Genomic DNA, 20090 nt, shown 5'->3' with positions numbered 1-20090 from the left:
GCGTGCGGGGGTGTGTCTGGCGGTGTTTCGTGCGGGGGTGGGTCGGGTGGTCTGTTGTGTCGGGTCGCCCTTTGAGTCTCAACCCCTGTGGGGTGCGTTGCGCGGGGTGGGGTGGTTGGTGGGTTCGGGAGGGGGCGCGGCGGTGTTTCGTGCGGGGGTGGGTCGGGCGGTCCGTTGTACTGGGCCGCCCGGTGCGCCGCAAGTTCGGGGGAAGCAGGTCTCCCGGGGATTGCCTGCCGGTTAGGAGTGCAGGCGTAGGGCTGTTGAGAGGGCTGCTAGGCGGTCCGGGGAGGCGAGGCCGGCGTGGTACAGGTGGAATTCTGTGGCGCCTGCCTTGGCGTAGGTTGCGAGCTGGTCGGCCAGGAGGGCGGCGTCGGCTGGCCGGGGTGGGAGGGCCAGGACGTAGGCGCCCACTCGCTGGCCTGGGCCGGCCAGTTCTCTGAGGCGGGCGAGGCGGGCGGCGTCTGTGGAGGGGTCGCCCCAGCAGTTGGCCACCAGTACATCCGCTCCCGGCTCGCCCGAGGGGAGGGGGGCGAAGGCGCCGGTTGCCCAGGGGTCTGGGTTGGCGTGCAAGGTGATGGGGACGCCGGGTGCTGTGCTTCTGGCTATGGCGATCAGGCGTTGGCGCAAGGAGGTCGTCAGCTCTACGCGTCGGGCGCGCACCTCGTCGGCAAGAGAGCCGAGGGCTTCCTGGATGGTGGTGGCCGCGCTGTGGCTGTGCGCTGTGGCATTTGCGGTGGTCGTGCTCGTGGATGTGGTGTTCGTACTGGTGGTGGTTGTTGTTGTAGTTCTGGCGGTTTCGGTGTGGGTGGTTGTTGTGTGGGAGGTGTTGTGCGTTCCGAGCGGGAGAGTGCGGTCGATGGCGGCCCGGACTCGGGCTCTCGTGCCGGAGGGGTAGTGGTCGGCGCAGGCGGTGCAGAAGCACAGGGACAGGAGGTCGGCGTCGGTGGGCGACCAGTCGGCGCCGGAGGTCTTCTCGTGGACGCTTTGGTGGCCGAATCCCATGGGGCCGCACGCCTCGAGGATCAGGCCGTCCGGTTCGCCGACGGTGAGGATCTCCTGGACGAGACGTTCACAGTATTCGATGACGTCCGCCTGGGCCGGGCAGAGGGCATAGGGGTAGGGGTCGCCGAAGGCGTTGCGCACGACCAGATCCGGGTTCGCGGCACCCAGGTGGGAATTGTGGGTCAGGACAGTCCAGGCGTGCACCTGCAGGCCGACGGCCTTGAGGGCGTCCCGCGCCTGGAGGTACGCGTCCGCGGCGGTCCACGTCGGCGCGGCGGGCACCAGGCGGGCCCAGGCGGATTCGCGGATCGGGAGGTAGAAGGCCGGATATGGGACGTCCAGAACGCGATGGTCCGGGTGGTACGGCGTGGCCGCCCTGGTCGAGTGGTAGCTGGCTGCCAGCGCCACAGCCTCCACGCCCAGCGCTGCCAGGCGCTCGGGGGCCGACGGGTCGCCGACGATGTCCCAGGGATAGACGTAGGCGACGTTCACCAGCGGGGTCTCCTTGCGGAAAAGTCAGGTTGGAAGCGTTGCATATAGCTCGTATCGTCGCGGGCCGCGATCCCGCACTTCTCGTACTGCTCATGCATGACGGCCAGCGCGTCGCGGTCCAGCTCGACACCGAGGCCGGGGCCGGCGGGGACGGGTACGGCGCCTTCGGAGAAGCGCAGGGCGCCCGGTTTGACCACGTCCTGGCCATCCTGCCATGGCGTGTGCGTGTCGCAGGCGAAGGTGAGGTTCGGGGTGGCGGCGGCCAGATGAGTCATCGCGGCCAGGCTGATCCCGAGGTGGGAGTTGGAGTGCATGGACAGGGACAGGCCGAACGCCTCGCACATGGCGGCGATGTGCGAGGAACGTACGAGGCCGCCCCAGTAATGGTGATCCAGGAGGAGTACGCCGATTGCCCGAGATGCCATGGCGGGCGGGAAGTGTTCGGGGGTGACGACGCACATGTTCGTGGCGAGGGGCATGGGGACGGCGGCGGCCACTTCCGCCATGCCGGAAATGTCGGCGGTCGGGTCCTCCAGGTATTGGAGGCTCCCCTCCAGCTCGCGCCCCACGCGGATCGAGGTCTCGACCGTCCACGCGGCGTTCGGGTCGAGGCGCAGGGGGATCGACGGGAACGCCTCGTGCAGGGCGCGGATCGCGGCCATCTCCTGGTCCGGAGGGAACACGCCGCCCTTGAGCTTGATCGAGCGGAAGCCGTACTCCTTGATCAGGAGGGCGGCCTGCTCGACGATGCCCGCTTCGTCCAGCGCCGCGCCGAATCTGTCCGGCTCCCGTTCCGGATGGCCGGGCCACTTGTAGAAGAGGTACGCGCTGTACGGGACCGCGTCCCTGACCGGGCCGCCCAAAAGATCTACCACTCGCACTCCGGCCGCTTTGCCGCGAATGTCGAGACAGGCCACCTCAAAGGGGGAGAAGACGCGGTCTACGCTCTTCTCCTTCGTGCCGACGCCGGTAAGTCCGTGCAGGTCGCTCACCACGCCGCCGACGATCGCGCCGATCCGCGCGTACATCGTGTTCGTCTCGTGGACGCCGAGGCCGATCAGCGCCTGCGCGCACTCCCGCACCTTGCCGAGATGGACGAGGTCCCCGTACGTCTCACCGAGCCCGGTCAGTCCCTCGTCGGTGACGACCTCGACAATGGTACGGAGGGCCCACGGCTCGTGGACTCCTGCGGCGTTGAGGAGGGGCGGATCCCGGAAAGCGATGGGGGTGACGTGGATCTGCCTGATGATCATTTAACGCCGTCCATATATATGAACAATAGCCAGATTTGTGGACAAGTTGCCGCAACTGTAAGAATTAGGTTCAAGCAGTGTCAAGACTCCGAAGGGCCATTCGATGATCTACGGACACGACCCCAGGACCGGCGAGACCGTGGGCGCCGCTCTGCCCGAGACCGACAGTGCCGGGGTCGACATGCTCGTTTCTGCCGCGGCCGCCGCCGGCACGGCCTGGCGTGCGACCTCTGCGGCTGAGCGGGCGCTCGCGCTCGAAGCCGTCGCCGATGCGCTCCTCGCGAACGTGGACGAGCTGTGGCAGATCGCCGACCAGGAGACCGCGCTCGGCGAGGGACGCCTGCGCGGCGAGGTGGCGCGCGCCGCGGGTCAGTTCAAGCTCTTCGCCGAGGTCATCAGGGACGGCGGCTACCTCGAGGCCATCATCGACCACGCCGACGCCTCGCTCGCGCCGCCCAGGCCCGACGTACGGCGGATGAAGAACGCGCTGCAGGGTGTCGTCGCCGTCTTCTCGGCCAGCAACTTCCCGTTCGCGTTCTCGGTGGCGGGGGGCGACACCGCCTCGGCGCTGGCCGCCGGCTGCCCGGTGGTCGTCAAGGCGCATCCCGGACACCCGAACACGTCCGAGCGAGTGGCGAAGATCGTACGTGGCGCGCTGCCGTACCCGGACCTGCTGGGCCTGGTGCAGGGCATGCAGGCGGGGATCGATCTGGTGCAGCACCCCGCGGTGGTCGCGGCCGGGTTCACCGGGTCGGTGGCCGGGGGCAAGGCGATCCAGAAGCTGATCGACGAGCGCGAGGTGCCGATCCCGTTCTTCGGCGAGCTGGGCAGCGTCAACCCCGTGGTGGTGCTCCCGTCGGCGCCGGTCAAGGAGGTGGCCGCGGGGTTCGCCGGGTCGCTGACGCTGGGGGTCGGTCAGTTCTGTACGAATCCCGGGCTGCTGTTCGTGCCCGAGGGCGACGAGCTGCGCGGGGCCATTGTGGAGGCGGTCGAGGGGACCAGCGGCGGGCCCATGCTGGCCGAGCGGATCCGGGAGGGCTACCTGGGTGGCCTCGAACGGCTCGGCGAGCTTGAGCTGCTGGCCGAGGGCAAGCCGGGAGAGGGCAGTCTGGCGGTCACGCCGAAGGTGTTCACCGCGGATGTCGACACGTTCGCGAAGAAGCTGCCGCACATCGGTGAGGAGTGCTTCGGGCCGGCGTCGATCGTGGTGACGTATCGGGAAATTTCCGAGCTGCGGCCGGTGCTTGAGCGGCTGGAGGGCTCGCTGACGGCTACCGTGCACGGCACGGATCCCGATGAGGCCGGGGACGTCGTCGAGGTGCTGGGCCGGAAGGCTGGCCGGCTCATCTGGAACGGCTGGCCCACTGGTGTGGCCGTGTGCTGGGCGATGCACCACGGTGGTCCGTGGCCTGCTGCCACTGCGCCGTACACGTCGGTCGGGGCGACGGCCATCGGGCGGTGGCTGGCGCCGACGGCGTACCAGGACTGGCCTGACTCGCTGCTGCCGGACGAGCTCAAGGAAGCCAACCCGCTGTCCATCCCGCGCCGGGTGGATGGTCGTGCACAGCTCTGAGATGGGAGTCCTCTCTGAGACGGGAGTCCTCCGGGTCTGATGGGTGGTGGACGATCGAGTCCGGCGGTCTCGGCGTGCGTGGTGGTGTGCGGTGTCGCGCGGTGTGCGGTGTCGCGCGGTGTGCGGTGTGCGGTGTCGCGCGGTGTCGCGCGGTGTGCGGTGTCGCGCGGTGTCGCGCGGTGTGCGGTGTCGCGCGGTGTCGCGTGGCGTGAGGTGGAGAGTGGCCTGACGCGGAGTGGCCTGCGAGCGTGCCCGCCCCTGATGGAGGGAGCGGGCGCGCCACTAGCGGGTGGGAGCGGGGCCTGTCGGTGGTGGGTGGAGTGGGTCTGCTGGTGGTGGAACGTGCCAGCGGAAGTGCTGCCGGGCGGGTGCGGGGTGGGCGCTTGCGGCTGAGGGGGGTTCTCGGGGGTGCGGCGGTCCGGGGGCGGGCTTGCACTTGGGTGGATTCTCGGGGTTGAGGATGCGGCTTGCGGCCGGATGGGTCCCCGGGGGTGTGGCGGGGCTTGCGGCTGCGCGGGGCTTCGGGGTGTGGCGGGTCCCGGGAGGGGCTTGAAGGGGGATGGGGCGTCGGTGCGGCGGGTGCTCGGCGGAGATGGCGGTCGTGAGCAGAGCGGGTGCCAGGTCAGGGCAGAGCGGGTGGTTGGGTCAGGCGCCGGCGATTTCCAGGCCCGTGGCGATGATCCGTTCCAGCGACTCCAGATGCTCAGGCGCCGGATCCACCAGCGGCGCCCGTACGCCCCCCACGTCCAGCCCCCGGCTCCGTACCCCCGCCTTCACCAGCGACACGGCGTACCCGGGCACCAGGTCCCGCAGCTCCACCAGCGGCAGGTAGAACCCGGTCAGCAACCGTTGCACCAGCACCTCGTCCCCACCGGTCACCGCCTTGTAGAAGGCCAGCGCGATCTCCGGAGCGAAGGCGAACACCGCGCTCGAATACAGGCTCACCCCCAGCCCCCGGTAGGCGGGCACGGTGAGCTCGGCCGTCGGCAGCCCGTTGAAGAACATGAAGTCCCCGGAGAACGACCGCCGCACGGTCAGGATGATCCGCTGCAGCAGGTCGAAGTCCCCGACCCCGTCCTTGAAGCCGACCACCTCGGGCAGCTCGGCGAGCTCGGCGACGGCCTCGGGGGTGAAGCGCGCGGTGCCCCGCTGGTAGATGATGACCGGCAGCCCGCCGGCCGCGGCGACCTCGCGGACATACCGGGTCAGCCCGGCAGGGGGCCCGCTGACCAGGTAGGGCGGCATCAGCAGCAATCCGTCGGCCCCCTGGGCGGCCGCCGCCCGCGCGAACGCCTTGGCGGCGGGCAGCGGGCCGCCCGCACCGGCCAGTACAGGCACGCGCCCCCCAGCGGCAGACAAGGCAGCGGCCACGGAGGTGGCCACCACCCTGGTGTACTCGCCGAGGTCGAGGGCACTGAACTCGCCGGTGCCGCACGCGGTGAACACTCCGCCCGCCCCGGCCGCGACCCCGTCGGCGACGTGCCGGGCCAGAACGGGTTCTGCGAGGTCGCCATCGTCGCCGAAGGGGGTCACCGGAAAGAAGAGAACACCATCGAGCCGCATCAACGGTCCTTTCTAGCGGATGCCCTCCCTGCGGAGGGTGGCAGCGAGCTTGCGGGTGTGTTTGATCATCGCTTCGGTGATCTGCTCGACCGCGGTGGCCTCGATCCCGGCCGGCATCGAGCAGCTGATCGCGTCGGTGGCCGGGATGCGGTAGTCGACCGCGACGGCCGCGCAGCAGACGCCGTGGGTGCCCTGCTCGCGTTCGTAGGACCAGCCTCTGGTGCGGACCTGGTCGAGCTCGCCGGTCAGCTTGGCCAGGTCGGTGATCGTGTGCTCGGTCAGCCCGGTCAGCGGAGCGGGCAGCAGCGCGACGACCTCGTCGTCGGTGAGCTGGGCGAGCAGCACCTGGCCGAGCGCCGTGACGTGGGCGGGCAGCCGCCGGCCCACCCGGGGGATCACGTGGTCGGCCTCGCGTGACTCACGGGTCGCCAGGTAGAGCACGTGCGCGCCGTCCCTGCGGGCGAAGTGCACGGTCTGTCCGATCTCGTCCCGCAGGTCCTCCAGGGTCTCCTGGGCGAACGGCAGCGCGGCATCCTTGTCCAGGTACGCGGTGCCGGTCAGCAACGCGTGCGGGCCGATCCCGAAGGACGACCTGGCCGAGTTCGTCTCAACCCAGTTGAGCTCGACCAGGGTGCGCATGAGAGCGTGCAGGCTGCTCCGGGGGAACCCGGTGCGCTGCTGGAGCTCCGACAGGGTCAGGCTGTCGTGAGATTCGGCCAGGGCTTCCAGAATGCGTACGGTCCGCTCCGCGGACTTGACCAGCTGGGGCTCCATACTCGTCCCATCTCGACGACAGCGGCTGTGGAGTGTCAGGATATTGGATCACGTCCATATATGTGGACACTTAACCCTTCACCGCACCGCTGGTCAGACCGCGCATGAACTGCCGCTGGAACGCCAGGAACGCGATGATCGACGGCAGCAGCGCCAGCAGCGAGGCCGCCAGCAGCACGCCGATCCCGGTCTCCTCGTCCGACCTGAGCGAGCGCAGCGCGACGGGCAGCGTCCACATGCTGGGCTCCGGCGCCACGATCAGCGGGAGCAGGTACTGGTCCCAGATCATGGTGAAGCCGAAGACCCCGATCACGCCGAGCGCCGGACGGCACAGCGGCACGATGATCGTGGCGAAGATGCGCAGCTCGCCGGCGCCGTCGATGCGCGCGGCCTCCTCCAGCTCGACCGGCACCTCCTTCATGAACTCGGTCATGACCAGGATGGAGAACCCCCAGGCGCCCACCGGCAGGATCATCCCGGCGTACGTGCCGATCAGGTTGGCGTGGAAGATCGGCATGTCGGACAGAACCAGCGAGAGCGGGATCGCGATGATCTCCTCGGGCAGCATCATCGTGGCCAGCATCAGCAGCATGACCACCGTCATGCCACGGAACTTCTTGCGTGCCAGCGAGTACGCCGCGAAGACGCTGACCAGCACCTGCAGCAGCAGCCCGAACCCGACGACCACGAACGAGTTCAGCAGGTACATGTAGACGTTCTTGCGCTCGGCGTCGATGAAGTTGTCGAGCGTGAAGTCGTCGGGCCAGAGCGAGAAGGACGTCGGGTCGAGCGTCTTGCTGAAAGAGCTGACCAGCAGCCCGACGAGCGGCCCGGTGAAAACCAGCACAATAGCGCCATAAATCAGGACTTTTCCGGCAACGACGAGAGGCCCCTTACGTGCCTCCAGACCCAGCGCGCTGTCGAACCTCATGTCGCCTGCCTCCTGCGCAGCATCTGGACGACCACGGTGAGCGCCAGCGTCGCCAGGAACAACAGGATCCCGCCCGCCGAGGCGATGCCCAGCTCGTTCCGCTGGAACCCGAGCTTGTAGATCAACGTCATCAGCACTTCGGACGAGCCGTTCGGGCCGCCGTTCGTCAGCACGTACACCTCGACGAACACCCGCAGCCCGCGGATGGCGGCCAGCGTGAACAGGATCCAGAAGACCGGCCGCAACGCCGGCAGCGTGATGTGCACCAGCCGCCGCCACGTGGAGGCCCCGTCCACGGCCGCCGCCTCGTAGAGCGTGCGGTCCACCCCGACCAGCCCGGCCAGGAAGATCATCATGTCGTACGGTGTCCCGCGCCAGATGCTCATGAGCATGATCGACCACAGCGACGAGTGCTCACTGCCCAGCCACGGCTGCGGATCGACGCCGACCCAGCCGATGATGGTGTTGAGCATCCCGGTGCCGCCGGGGTGGAACATGATCCGCCACACCTCGGCCACGGCGGCCATCGTGGTGACGACGGGCAGGAACGCCGCGGTCCTGACGAACCACAGATACCGGGCGGGCCCCTCGATGAGCAGCGCCAGAAACAGGCCCAGGACCAGCGAGCCGGCCGTGGTGCCCAGAGCCAGGAGCGCGCTGTGCCCGACGGCCGCGGCGAACTCGTCGTCCGCGATGATCGTCTGGTAGTTCGACAGGCCGACCCACTCATCGCCGAGGAACGTCTGGACCTTGAAGAAGCTCTTCCACAGGCCCACGAACATCGGGATGAACTTGAAGTACAGGAACAGCAGCAGTGCGGGCGCCAGGAACAGCCAGGCGATCAGTGTCCCGCGCCACCGCACCTGCATCTTGGCGTGGTGGCGCGGGGCCGCCGACCGGCTCCGCGCCCGGGTCAGCGTGGGAGTCATGATGCTTTCTGGGTCTGCAGTTCCTGGGTGAGCTTGGTGTTCAGGCCGTCCATCGCCGTCTTGACGTCGGCCGAGCAGTCGGCCCACACCGTGTTGATGGCGTCGGCGGAGGTCTGGCGGATCGGCGTCCAGCTGGGCACCGGGGGCGCGTAGACGGCGTTGGCGTAGGCGTCCTGGAAGACCTTCCAGCGCGGGTCCTGCCGCTCGGCGGCCATGTCGACGCCGGTGTTGACCGGCAGGCGGACGATGGCGCCGTTGGCGTCCTTGTTCATGCCGATCTTCTGGCCCTCGGGGGAGATCGCGAACTCGGTGAACTTCTTCTGGGCGGCCTCGTCCTGCGAGCCGGCCATCATGTAGACGTTCTCGCCCTCGCCGAGCGTGCCGGGGCCGCCGGAGGGACCCTTGGGCACCGGGATGACCTCGATCTTGTCGGTGCCGATGTTCTTGACGAACCTGGCCAGCACGTACGGCCCGACGAGGTAGATGCCGCCCTGGCCCTTCTCGAACACCTCGTGCGTCACGGTCGTGTCGTTGCTGACCGCGCCAGGGTTGACCGTCTTCGCCTTGCAGAACTGATCTTGGAGGTATTGGACGGCCTCGACGGTCTTGGGGTCGCTCACCGTCGACGTGAACTTGCCGCCGCCGCTGGACGCGAGGAAGTCGCCGCCGTTGGCGTAGATGAGCGAGGAGGCGTACCAGGAGGCGTAGCCGCGCTTGGTGCCGCCGGGGATGACGAATCCGGCGGTGTCGGCCTGGCCGTTGCCGTCGGGGTCCTTGTCGGTGAACGCCTTGGCCAGCTTCGCCAGGTCGTCCCAGGTCTGCGGGGCTTCCATGCCGACCTTCTCGCGCCAGTCCTTGCGGACGATCAGCGCGAAGGCCTGGGCGGAGAACGGCGCGGCGTAGTACTTGCCGTCGCCCCCCGTGGCCGCCTTCCATGACAGCTCGGACAGCTTGTCGCTGCCGGCCAGCGCGGCCTTGTCGACCGGTTTCAGCCAGCCCTGCGACTGCATGGTGCCGAGCTGGGCGGTGTCGTTGATGACGATGTCGGGCAGTTTCTTCTGCGCGGCCTGCTGGTTCAGCTTGATCTCGAAGTCGTCGAAAACGGCGACGACCTTCGTCTGGATCCCGCTGGCCTTGGTGAATGCGTCGGCCAATTTCTTGGCCGTCTTGGCGGAGTCCGAATCGGGCAGCTGCCTGATCCAGATCTCCAGGGCGTTGTCCGTGCTCGATCCCCCGGAACCGCAGCCCGCCATCCCAACAGTCAGGGACGCCATGATCGCGACCCCGAGCAGACGACGTGACATCAGACCGCCTCCCGTTCACATACGTGGACATGTGACGTAGACATGAACTCGGTGTTGAGAACGTAACGAGCGCATGGTTAACGGTCAATATTCAAGGATGTGAATCAGGTCAGAATCGTGTACATCATGGAGTCATGCGCATTCTCATGACCGGCGCCGCAGGAAAAGTCGGCACCCTGCTCCGCCCGCGACTCGCCCGCGAGGGCCGCACGCTGCGGCTTTCCGACCTCCACCCGGTGGAGACCGGGCCAGGGGAGGAGTGGGTGACGGCCGACCTGGCCGACCCGGCAGCCGTGGCCGAGGCGATGAAGGGTGTGGACGCGGTCCTCCACCTGGGCGGCCAGAGCAGGGAGCACCCCTGGGCCGACATCGTCCAGGCCAACATCAACGGCACCCAGGTGCTGTTGGAGGCCGCGCGCCAGGAGGGCGTCGAGCACCTCGTGCTCATGGGCAGCCACCACGCGGCCGGCTTCCACACCAGGCCGGCCGGCGGCGCGGACCTGCCCGACTACGCCTTCCCCCGCCCCGACACCTTCTACGGCGTCAGCAAGGTCGTCATGGAGGCGCTCGCCAGCCTCTACCACGACCGCTTCGGCATGAACGTCACCGTGGTCCGGCTCGGCACCTGCAACGAAGGCTCGCTCGACACCCGCGGGCTGGCCACCTGGATCTCGCCGGACGACCTGACCGGCCTCGTCGAGGCCGCGCTCGTCGCGCCGGGCTACCACGTCGTCTGGGGCGTCTCCGACAACACCCGCCGCTGGTGGTCGCTGGAGGAGGCAAAATCCATCGGGTACGTCTCCCGCGACGACTCCGAGACCCACGCCGCCCCGATCATCGCCGAGCACGGCGAGCCCGACCTGACGCAGCCGCTGCACGACCGCGCCGGCGGCGTGTTCACCCTGAACGAGCTCGGCGGCGCCTGGTGACCGAGCACCGGCCCGCGTAACGATCAGCGCGCCTCCCTTGGCAACCGGTTGCAAGAACCTTGACTGCCGCAGGCATGAAGGTCAAGCTTCAGTCTGGCAACCGTTTGCAAGGGAGGGCGGGCGATGGCGGCGACGATCAAGGATGTGGCGCGAGCCTGCGGCGTGCACGTGTCCACGGTGTCGCGTACCTTCTCCGCGCCGCACCTGGTCAATCCTGCCACCAGAAGCCGGGTGCTCGCCGCCGCCGACGACCTGGGCTACCGGCCCAACCGGGCGGCCAGGGCGCTCACGACGGGCCGCACGTTCAACATGGGCCTGATCGTGGCCGACATCGCCAACCCGTTCTTCCCGCCGCTCATCAAGGCCGCGCAGGCGCAGGCCAGAGGCCGCGACTACCACGTGTTCGTGGCCGACACCGACGAGGACCCCCGCGTCGAGGAAGAGCTGATCAGAACGCTCACCAAGCAGGTGGACGGCGTCCTGTTGTGCAGCCCGCGCCTGTCCAACCGGATGATCGAGCGGCTGGCGGAGGACGTCCCGTTCGTGGTGATCAACCGGCGCATAAGAGGCCTGCCCTCCGTGCTCATGAACGTCGCGCAGGGCGCCAAGCTCGCCCTTGAGCACCTGACCGGCCTCGGCCACCACCGGATCGCGCTCGTGTCCGGCCCCATCGGCTCGTGGACCAGCAACGAGATGCAGGGCGTCGCCGCCGAGGCGCAGGGCCTCGACCTCGTCTTCTTCGGCCCCAACCAGCCCACGGAGGCCGGCGGCCTGGCCGTGGCGCCCGACGTGGCCGCCTGCGGCGCGACCGCCGTGCTCGCCTACAACGACTTGGTCGCTCTCGGACTCATTGAGGGGCTCTCGGCGATGGAGATAGGGGTACCAGACCAGATAAGTGTGGTCGGGTTCGACGACATCCTGCCAGGACGGCTCAACCGGCCGAAGCTGACCACCGTGGCCATGCCGGCCGTGGCCGCCGGGAGGATGGCCGTCGACCTGCTGCTGCAGTCGGGGGGCGAGGGCGCGACAGTGACCCTCGACACCGCCCTCATCGTTCGCGAGTCCACGGGAAGGGCCCAGAAAAAATGAGCGCCGCAAAGATCTTCGGAACGTTGCCGTCAGGGGAGAGCGTCGAGCGCGTGGAGCTGTCCTCCGGACGGTTGCGCGCCGAGGTGCTCACCTACGGCGCCATCCTGCGCTCGCTGGAGGTGTCGGGAGTCAACGTCGTGCTCGGGCTGGACACGATCGAGGACTATCTCACGCGCAGCCGCTATTTCGGCGCCGTGGTCGGCCGGTACGGCAACCGCATCGCCAAGGGCCGCTTCACCCTCGACGGAGCCGAATACCAGCTGCCGATCAACAACGGGACCAACAGCCTGCACGGCGGCACCCACGGCTTCGACAGCAAGGTGTGGAGCATCCAGGACCTGACGGACTCGTCGGTGACGCTCACGCTGGTCAGCCCCGACGGCGACCAGGGCTACCCCGGCACGCTGACCGCCTCGGTCACCTACACGCTCGAGAACGACGCGATCCGCCTCGACTACGCCAGTGAGACCGACGCGCCGACCGTGGTCAACCTGACCAACCACAGCTACTTCAACCTGGCCGGCGGCGGCGACGTGCTGGACCACGTGGTGCAGATGGACGCCGAGCACTACCTGCCGGTGGACGACACCAAGATCCCCACGGGCGAGCCCGCGCCGGTCAAGGGCACGCCGTTCGACTTCACCACGCCGCACGCCGTGGGGGAGAGGTACGACGGCGCCTACGACCACTGCTTCGTGCTCACCGGCGGCGTCAGGGTGACGGCCGGCGACCTCACCATGGAGTGCACGACCACCGAGCCCGGCGTGCAGTTCTACACCGGCAGCATGCTCGACGGGGTCGCGACGCCGTACGGGCCCTACGCCGGGCTGTGCCTGGAGACGCAGCACTTCCCCGACTCGCCCAACCAGCCGCAGTTCCCCTCCACCGTCCTCCGGCCGGGCGAGCGCCGCACCTCGACCACGACCTACCGGTTCATCTGACCGCCCGCAGCGCGGCGGTGGCCTTGATCACCAGCAGGGCCACGTCGTCGTGCGACGGCTCGGTGGCGAACGACTCGACCGCGTGCCGCACCCGTTCGGCCACCGCGTGGGCGCTGAGCCCGGCGCAGCCGGACAGCACCGCGGACAGCCCGTCGCCGTCGTCGAGCAGCCGGCCGCCGTTGCGGCGCTCGGTCACGCCGTCGGTGACGCACAGCAGCACCTCCTCCGGCGCCAGCTCGAACGTCTCCACGTAGAACCTGGCGCCGGCCTCGACGCCCAGCAGGAGCTGCGGGGTCGCCATCGCCTCGACCCGGCCGTCCGCCCGCAGCAGCAGCGGCGGCGGATGGCCGGCCGAGGCGATCGTGCACAGCGCGCCGCCCTGCGGCAGCGGGGTCAGCTCCCCGCACAGCAGGCTGAGGAAGCGCCCGTCGTCGTCCTCCTCCAGCAGCGCGTGGTTGAGCCGGTCGAAGATGTCGGCCACCGTGTAGTGCTCCTTGGCCAGCAGGCGTACGGCATGGCGGGCCAGGCCGGTGACCGCGGCCGCCTCCGGCCCGCTGCCGCACACGTCGCCCAGCGCGAAGCACCAGTGGTCGGCCACCGTGAACAGGTCGTAGAAGTCGCCCCCGACGTCCGCGCCCTCCTCCGCGGGCTCGTAGACGACCGCCGACTCCAGACCCGGCATGGGCGCCGTGCGCATGGGCAGCAGGCTGCGCTGCAGCACCCGCGACGTGGTCGCCTGCCTGGCGTACAGCATGGCCGTGTGCAGGTTGAGCGCCACCAGCCGGCACAGGTCCGACAGCAGGTCGGCCAGCTCCAGCGGCAGGGTCGGCTCGGTGCGGCCGATCACCAGCGCGCCGTGCGACCTGCCCTGGGTGAGCAGCGGGAACGACAGCACGTTCTCGGGCCCGACGGGCCAGCTCACCTCCTCGATGGCGGTGCGCGGGATGGCGGGCAGCGACTTGCGCAGGTCCGCGTTGTGCCGCTCCTCGCTGTGCCAGACGTGGGCGAGCCTGGTCATGCCGGCGAGGTCGGTCAGATAGACGGCCGCCCAGGTGGCGATCTTCGGCACGACGAGCTGCGCGGTCAGCGCCGCGATCAGCTCCTCATCGTGTACGCCCGCGAGCAGCTCGCCCGCCTCGGCCAGGAACGACAGCCGGCCCCGATGCGCACGGTCCCGCTCCGCCAGCCGCTCGCGCTGCACGGGCACGGCGACCTGGTCGGCGATGTGCTGCAGGCTGACCGTGAGCTCCTGGTCGAAGCGGCCGGGCTGCGCGGCCGTCACCACGATGTAGCCGGTCACCTCGCCGGTCACCAGCAGCGGCGCGCACGCGAGCGACCTGGCGCGCAGCTGCTGGGCCAGCTCGACGTCGCCGGAGAGCAGGTCCTCGATCATCGTCGGCGTCTTGCGGTCGGCCCCGAACAGCCCCGTGGCCAGCACCCCGACCAGCCCCGCCGTCGCTCCGGAGCCCGCCGCCACGCCGAACGTGTTGCCGGCCTCCGCGGACAGCAGCACGTACGCGGCGTCGCCGCCGCTGGACACCTGCACGATCTGGGCGATCGTGCCGAGCAGCTCGGCGAACGGCATGTCCTGATCTATCAGGTCCTTGATGCGGGTGCCCGCCTCCCTGCGCAGCGGCGCGGGCGGCGGCGTCAGCACATAGCGGTGATCGCGGGCCACCACCATCCAGATCGACCTGCGGTCCTCCGACCGCCCCCGGGTGCGCAGGTGGGAGACGTAGACCGGGATCAGCCTGCCGTCGATGTGCCGCATCCGCGCCTCGCCCCGCCACCGGCCCAGGCCGAGCGTGTCGGGCAGGGACAGCGCGTACGGGCCGTGCCCCCGCCAGGCCACCAGGTCCGCCAGCCGCAGGCCGACGGCCTGGTCGGAGCGCCAGCCGAGCAAGTGCTGCGCCTCGTGGTTCCACGACTGCACGAGCCCGTCGCGGTCGCACACCACGACCCCCACGTGCAGCGTGTCGATGGGAGCGGAGAGGGCGGCGGGGGCCGGCCCGGGAGTGCCGGCCAGCAGCTCCAGGCCCTCGCAGCCGTCGGTGAGCTCCATGCGCACCCAGACGCGTTTCGCGGTCCTGGTGTAGGTGACACCCCAGGCGTCGGCCAGCATGCCGGCGAGCGCGAGCCCGCGGCCCGACGTACGCATCCCGCCGGGACCGCCGCCGGCGGGCATGGGGTCGGCCGCCAGGATCGTGCGCGTGGGGTGGTGGTCATCAACCTCGATCTCGAGTTTCGCCGGGTTCGCGTCCACGTCCAGGCGGCAGGTCAGCTCGATGCCGGTGCCCGCGTGCACGACGGCGTTCGTGACGAGTTCGCTGGTCAACAGCACGGCGTCCTCCGCCAGATGGCTCAGGCGCCATTCGCCGAGCACCTGGCGGACGAACTTCCGCGCGTGCGCTGGGGCATGGGGCGTGCCGTCGAAGGCCGTGCTCGACACCCTGGTCGTGTCCACTCTGCGTCCTAGAACATCACTCGATGTGGCAGTTCGGTCACTCTCAGAGTGGCAGACTGGTGCCGCTGATACTTCCAGTTGTGAAGAAGGCCGCCATGGTCGCGCAGTTGGACCCTCCGTACGCGCCTGGATCGCTCCACCAGGCGGACCTCCGACCCCTGCTCGTGGCCCTGCAGGGGCTGCGGGACGGGAACTTCCGCGCGCGGCTCGACGTGCCGGCCGACCCGTTCCTGGCCGAGCTCGCGACCGTCTTCAACCAGGTGGTCGATCGCAACGAGCACCTCGCGGGCGAGGTGACCAGGGTCCGCAGCGAGGTGGTCAGGAGAGGCCGGCTCGACGAGCGGCTGAGCCCGAGCCCCGGCACCGGGGGCTGGGCGGTCAACGTCACGGCGGTCAACACCCTGGTCGACGCGCTCGTCATCCCCGCGGCCAAGGCCACCCGGGTGCTCAACGCGGTCGCCGACGGCGACCTGTCGCAGCGGGTCGATCTGCAGGAGGACAGCCGGCCGCTGCGCGGCGGCCTGCGGCTGATGGGCCAGGCGGTCAACCGCATGGTCGACCAGCTCGCGCTGTTCTCCGGCGAGGTGACCAGGGTGGCCCGCGAGGTCGGCACCGAAGGGCGGCTGGGCGGCCGGGCCAAGGTTCAGGGCATGTCGGGGAGCTGGCGCGACGTGACGGAGGCGGTCAACGCCATGGCCGGGCGGCTGACGGCGCAGGTGCGCGACATCGCCGTCGTGACCACGGCCGTGGCCAGGGGCGACCTGACCAGGCAGGTGACCGTCGAGGCCACGGGGGAGCTGCTGGAGCTCAAGCTGACCGTCAACACCATGGTCGACCAGCTCTCGTCGTTCGCCAGCGAGGTGACCAGGGTCGCGCGCGAGGTGGGCACCGAAGGGCAGCTCGGCGGCCGGGCCGAGGTGAAGGGCGTGCTCGGCACCTGGAAGGACCTGACCGACAACGTCAACTTCATGGCCTCCAACCTCACCACCCAGGTGCGCTCGATCGCCCAGGTGACGACCGCGGTGGCCGACGGCGACCTGTCGAAGAAGATCACGGTGGACGCCCGGGGCGAGATCCTCCAGCTCAAGGACACCATCAACACGATGGTGGACCAGCTGTCGGCGTTCGCCGACGAGGTGACGCGGGTGGCGCGTGAGGTGGGTACGGAGGGGCGGCTGGGCGGTCAGGCGCAGGTGCGGGGGGTGAGCGGGGTGTGGAAGGACCTGACGGACAACGTCAACTTCATGGCCTCCAACCTCACCGAGCAGGTGCGCGACATCGCCCAGGTCGCCACCGCGGTCGCCCAGGGCGATCTCAGCCGCAAGATCAGCGTGGACGTGAAAGGTGAGATCCTCCAGCTCAAGGACACCGTCAACACGATGGTGGGCCAGCTGTCGGCGTTCGCCGACGAGGTGACGCGGGTGGCGCGTGAGGTGGGTACGGAGGGGCGGCTGGGCGGTCAGGCGCAGGTGCGGGGGGTGAGCGGGGTGTGGAAGGACCTGACGGACAACGTGAACTTCATGGCCTCCAACCTCACCAGCCAGGTGCGCAGCATCGCCATGGTCACCACCGCCATCGCCAACGGCGACCTGTCGAAGAAGATCACCGTGGACGCCCGGGGCGAGATCCTCCAGCTCAAGGACACCATCAACGCCACCGTCGACAAGCTGTCGGCGTTCGCCGACGAGGTGACGCGGGTGGCGCGTGAGGTGGGTACGGAGGGGCGGCTGGGCGGTCAGGCGCAGGTGCGGGGGGTGAGCGGGGTGTGGAAGGACCTGACGGACAACGTGAACTTCATGGCCTCCAACCTCACCAGCCAGGTGCGCAACATCGCCCAGGTCGCCACCGCGGTCGCCAACGGAGACCTGTACAAGAAGATCGACGTGGACGCCCGCGGCGAGATCCTGGAGCTGAAGACCACGATCAACACGATGGTCGACACGCTGTCGTCGTTCTCCTCCGAGGTGACGCGGGTGGCGCGCGAGGTGGGCTCGGAAGGCAGGCTGGGCGGCCAGGCCGAGGTCGAGGGCGTCTACGGCACCTGGGAGCGCCTCACGAAGAACGTCAACCAGCTCGCCGGCAACCTCACCACCCAGGTGCGCGCCATCGCCGAGGTGGCCAGCGCCGTCGCCCAGGGCGACCTGAGCCGCTCGATCAGCGTCGAGGCCAAGGGCGAGGTCGCCGAGCTGAAGAACAACGTCAACCTCATGGTCGCCAACCTGCGCGAGACCACCCGCGCCAAAGACTGGCTGGAGAGCAACCTCGCCCGCATCGCCGGGCTCATGCAGGGCCACCGCGACCTCGTCGAGGTGGCCGAGCTGATCCTGCGGGAGCTGACGCCGCTGGTCAGCGCCCAGTACGGCGCCTTCTTCCTGGCCGAGCCCGACTCGCTGGACGGCGGGCTCGCCTTCATCGCCGGCTACGGCGCCGCCCACGACCTGCTGCCCGACCCTGGCACCCCGGGGCCGGGGCTGATCAGGCAGGCCGCCCTGGAGCGCAAGCGGATCCTGCTGGAGGACGTGCCGCCCGGCTACATCAAGGTCCACTCGGGGCTGGGCGAGGCCGCGCCGGCGAGCGTGGTGATGCTGCCGATCGTGTTCGAGGACAAGGTGCTCGGGGTGATCGAGCTGGCCTCGTTCAGCCGGTTCAGCGACGTCCACCTGGCCTTCTTCGACCAGTTCGGGGTCACGATCGGCGTCGCCATCAACACGATCATCGCCAACGCCCGCACCGAGTCGCTGCTGTCGGAGTCGCAGCGGCTGGCCCAGCAGCTCCAGGGCCGCTCGGACGAGTTGCAGCGCCAGCAGGCCGAGCTGCGCAAGTCCAACGCCGCGCTGGAGGAGAAGGCCCATCTGCTGGCCACCTCCTCCCGCTACAAGTCCGAGTTCCTGGCGAACATGTCCCATGAGCTGCGCACCCCGCTCAACAGCCTGCTCATCCTGGCCAGGCTGCTGGCCGACAACCCGGAGGGGAACCTGTCGGCGCAGGAGGTCGAGTTCGCCAGCACGATCCACAACGCCGGCAGCGACCTGCTCCAGCTCATCAACGACATCCTCGACCTGTCCAAGATCGAGGCGGGGCGGATGGACGTACGGCCGGAGAAGCTGCCGCTGAGCAAGCTGCTCGACTACGTGGACGCCACCTTCAGGCCGCTTACGGTCGATCGCGGGCTGACGTTCGAGATCGAGGTCTGTCCCGGGACGCCGCACCTGCTCCACAACGACGAGCGCCGCCTCCAGCAGATCCTGCGCAACCTGGTGTCCAACGCGGTGAAGTTCACCGCGGCCGGCGAGGTGCGGCTGTCGGTCTCGGTCGACCGCGGCACGCTGGACGCGGGCCCCGACGTGGACGTGCTCGCGTTCGCGGTCCGCGACACCGGCATCGGCATCGCGGCCGACAAGCTGCCCGCCATCTTCGGCGCGTTCCAGCAGGCCGACGGCACCACCAGCCGCAGATACGGCGGCACGGGGCTCGGGTTGTCGATCAGCAGCGAGATCGCGCGCCTGCTCGGCGGGGAGATCCACGCCAGCAGCAAGCCGGGGGCGGGCAGCACGTTCACCCTCTACGTGCCCGCCAGCTGCCCTGTCCCGGCCGCGGCGGGCGAGCCCGAGTGGGAGCCCGATTCCTCGCCCAAGACGGTCGAGACGCGCGCCGCGCCCCCGCAGGCCGAGTGGCCGGCCGGGGAGAGCGAGGACCTGTGGCCCTGCTCCTCCCGGCTCACCGAGCTCAAGGAAGGCCCGCTCGGCGCGGTGTTCGAGGGCCGGCGGGTGCTCATCGTGGACGACGACATCCGCAACGTGTACGCCCTGACCCACGTGCTCGGCCGCCTCGGCATGGAGATCGTCTACGCCGAGAACGGCAGGGAGGGCATCGAGGCGCTGGAGCGCGAGGAGGAGATCGCGCTCGTCCTGATGGACGTGATGATGCCGGAGATGGACGGCTACGAGACCCTCGTCGCCGTACGCGAGATGCCGCGCTTCGCGGGCCTGCCGATCATCGCGCTCACCGCCAAGGCGATGCCGGGGGACCGGGAGAAGACGATCTCCTGCGGGGCCTCCGACTACGTGCCGAAACCCGTGGACCTCGATCATCTGCTGGAGGTGATGCGCGGGTGGCTCGCGGGCGAGAGAGAGGGGAGCGGATGAACCGTCAGGTCAAGATCCTGCTGGTGGACGACAACGACGAGAGCCTGATCGCCCTGGAGGCCGTGCTGCGGCCGCTCCAGCAGCTGCTGTTCAAGGCCAAGTCGGGGCAGGAGGCGATGAAGCTGATGCTGCGCAACGACTTCGCGGTCGTTCTGCTCGACGTGCTGATGCCCGGTATGGACGGATTCGAGACCGCTACCCACATCAAGCGGCTCGACCAGACCCGCGACGTGCCCATCATCTTCCTGACCGGCACCGAGCCGACCGCGGGCGCGGCCTTCCGCGGCTATGCGGTCGGCGCGGTCGACTACCTCACCAAGCCGTTCGACCCGTGGGTGCTCAGGTCGAAGGTCGCGGTCTTCCTGGAGCTGTTCAGGAAGAACGCCGTGCTGGTCGAGCAGACCGCGCTGCTCACCCAGCTCGTCCAGGACAACGAGGCGCTGTCCGACTTCGCGCGGCGGCTCGGCCAGGTCGAGACCCGCCTCGCGGACCTGGCCGGGACGACGTCGGACGACGAGGGGCTGACGGACGCGATCAAGGACCTGGCCGACCGGGTGACGGCGATGCAGCAGGCCTTCGAGGCGGTGTCGTCCGCGTCCGGCTAGCGCTCCGGCGGGCTCAGGGGATGGGGGGTGCGATTGAGCGGACCTGTCGCTTCCCCGGCGAGCCTCCGCGCGTTACGCGGTGTCTCCGACGTA

Annotated in this window: 14 protein-coding genes; 6 read left to right on the top strand and 8 right to left on the bottom strand. The window is 69.5% G+C overall.

Annotation, left to right across the window (positions count from 1 at the left end; all coding sequences use genetic code 11):
- Positions 1-240 precede the first annotated feature (240 nt).
- Together ABEA43_RS47260 and ABEA43_RS47255 are read right to left on the bottom strand one after the other, a co-directional pair.
- Positions 241-1497: a hypothetical protein gene (locus ABEA43_RS47260; RefSeq protein ID WP_345572638.1), complete on the bottom strand. Its 1257-nt coding sequence runs from the start codon at positions 1495-1497 to the stop codon at positions 241-243.
- The gene (locus ABEA43_RS47255; protein WP_345572637.1) at positions 1494-2750 is read right to left on the bottom strand and encodes a glucarate dehydratase family protein; all 1257 of its coding nucleotides are present in this window, start codon (positions 2748-2750) and stop codon (positions 1494-1496) included. Before ABEA43_RS47255 ends, ABEA43_RS47260 begins: the two co-directional genes overlap by 4 nt.
- A gap of 103 nt (positions 2751-2853) precedes the next feature.
- On the opposite strand from ABEA43_RS47255, the gene ABEA43_RS47250 reads away from it, so the two are divergent.
- Positions 2854-4323 (top strand): aldehyde dehydrogenase (NADP(+)), encoded by a 1470-nt coding sequence (locus ABEA43_RS47250; RefSeq protein WP_345572636.1) that lies wholly within the window; start codon positions 2854-2856, stop codon positions 4321-4323.
- Positions 4324-4968: 645 nt separating this feature from the next.
- On the opposite strand, the gene ABEA43_RS47245 is transcribed toward ABEA43_RS47250, so the two are convergent.
- From ABEA43_RS47245 to ABEA43_RS47225, 5 genes are all read right to left on the bottom strand, one after another.
- The gene (locus ABEA43_RS47245) at positions 4969-5886 is read right to left on the bottom strand and encodes a 5-dehydro-4-deoxyglucarate dehydratase (RefSeq protein ID WP_345572635.1); all 918 of its coding nucleotides are present in this window, start codon (positions 5884-5886) and stop codon (positions 4969-4971) included.
- A 12-nt stretch (positions 5887-5898) separates the two neighbouring features.
- On the bottom strand, positions 5899-6660 hold the full coding sequence (locus tag ABEA43_RS47240; RefSeq protein WP_345572634.1) for an IclR family transcriptional regulator: 762 nt from the start codon (positions 6658-6660) through the stop codon (positions 5899-5901).
- A 70-nt stretch (positions 6661-6730) separates the two neighbouring features.
- Positions 6731-7507, bottom strand: a complete 777-nt coding sequence (locus ABEA43_RS47235) for a carbohydrate ABC transporter permease (protein WP_345572633.1) — start codon at positions 7505-7507, stop codon at positions 6731-6733.
- Positions 7508-7587: 80 nt separating this feature from the next.
- The gene (locus ABEA43_RS47230; protein WP_345572632.1) at positions 7588-8520 is read right to left on the bottom strand and encodes a carbohydrate ABC transporter permease; all 933 of its coding nucleotides are present in this window, start codon (positions 8518-8520) and stop codon (positions 7588-7590) included.
- On the bottom strand, positions 8517-9824 hold the full coding sequence (locus ABEA43_RS47225; RefSeq protein ID WP_345572631.1) for a sugar ABC transporter substrate-binding protein: 1308 nt from the start codon (positions 9822-9824) through the stop codon (positions 8517-8519). The genes ABEA43_RS47230 and ABEA43_RS47225 overlap by 4 nt, the downstream gene beginning before the upstream one ends.
- A 134-nt stretch (positions 9825-9958) precedes the next feature.
- Here ABEA43_RS47225 and ABEA43_RS47220 point away from each other — a divergent pair, with 134 nt between their 5' ends.
- The 3 genes from ABEA43_RS47220 to ABEA43_RS47210 all read left to right on the top strand — a co-directional run bounded on the left by ABEA43_RS47220 (position 9959) and on the right by ABEA43_RS47210 (position 12783).
- On the top strand, positions 9959-10753 hold the full coding sequence (locus ABEA43_RS47220; protein ID WP_345572630.1) for an NAD-dependent epimerase/dehydratase family protein: 795 nt from the start codon (positions 9959-9961) through the stop codon (positions 10751-10753).
- Positions 10754-10876: 123 nt separating this feature from the next.
- A complete protein-coding gene (locus ABEA43_RS47215; protein WP_345572629.1) occupies positions 10877-11842 on the top strand; it encodes a LacI family DNA-binding transcriptional regulator in 966 nt (321 codons plus the stop codon).
- Positions 11839-12783, top strand: a complete 945-nt coding sequence (locus tag ABEA43_RS47210) for an aldose epimerase family protein (RefSeq protein WP_345572628.1) — start codon at positions 11839-11841, stop codon at positions 12781-12783. The genes ABEA43_RS47215 and ABEA43_RS47210 overlap by 4 nt, the downstream gene beginning before the upstream one ends.
- Here ABEA43_RS47210 and ABEA43_RS47205 read toward each other — a convergent pair.
- Positions 12776-15247, bottom strand: coding sequence for a SpoIIE family protein phosphatase (locus ABEA43_RS47205; protein ID WP_345572627.1), 2472 nt, complete (start codon positions 15245-15247; stop codon positions 12776-12778). The two genes, ABEA43_RS47210 and ABEA43_RS47205, sit on opposite strands and share 8 nt — an antisense overlap.
- 95 nt (positions 15248-15342) lie before the next feature.
- Here ABEA43_RS47205 and ABEA43_RS47200 point away from each other — a divergent pair, with 95 nt between their 5' ends.
- A complete protein-coding gene (locus ABEA43_RS47200) occupies positions 15343-19392 on the top strand; it encodes a HAMP domain-containing protein (RefSeq protein ID WP_345572626.1) in 4050 nt (1349 codons plus the stop codon).
- Entirely contained in the window at positions 19389-19997 is a 609-nt protein-coding gene (locus ABEA43_RS47195) for a response regulator (RefSeq protein ID WP_345572625.1), read from the top strand. The genes ABEA43_RS47200 and ABEA43_RS47195 overlap by 4 nt, the downstream gene beginning before the upstream one ends.
- Positions 19998-20090: the final 93 nt, after the last annotated feature.

The organism is Nonomuraea rosea, assembly GCF_039539705.1.
Classification (GTDB): Bacteria; Actinomycetota; Actinomycetes; order Streptosporangiales; family Streptosporangiaceae; genus Nonomuraea; species Nonomuraea rosea.
Note: the sequence above shows the minus strand (reverse complement) of the source record. Positions and strands in the feature narration are given on the sequence as shown.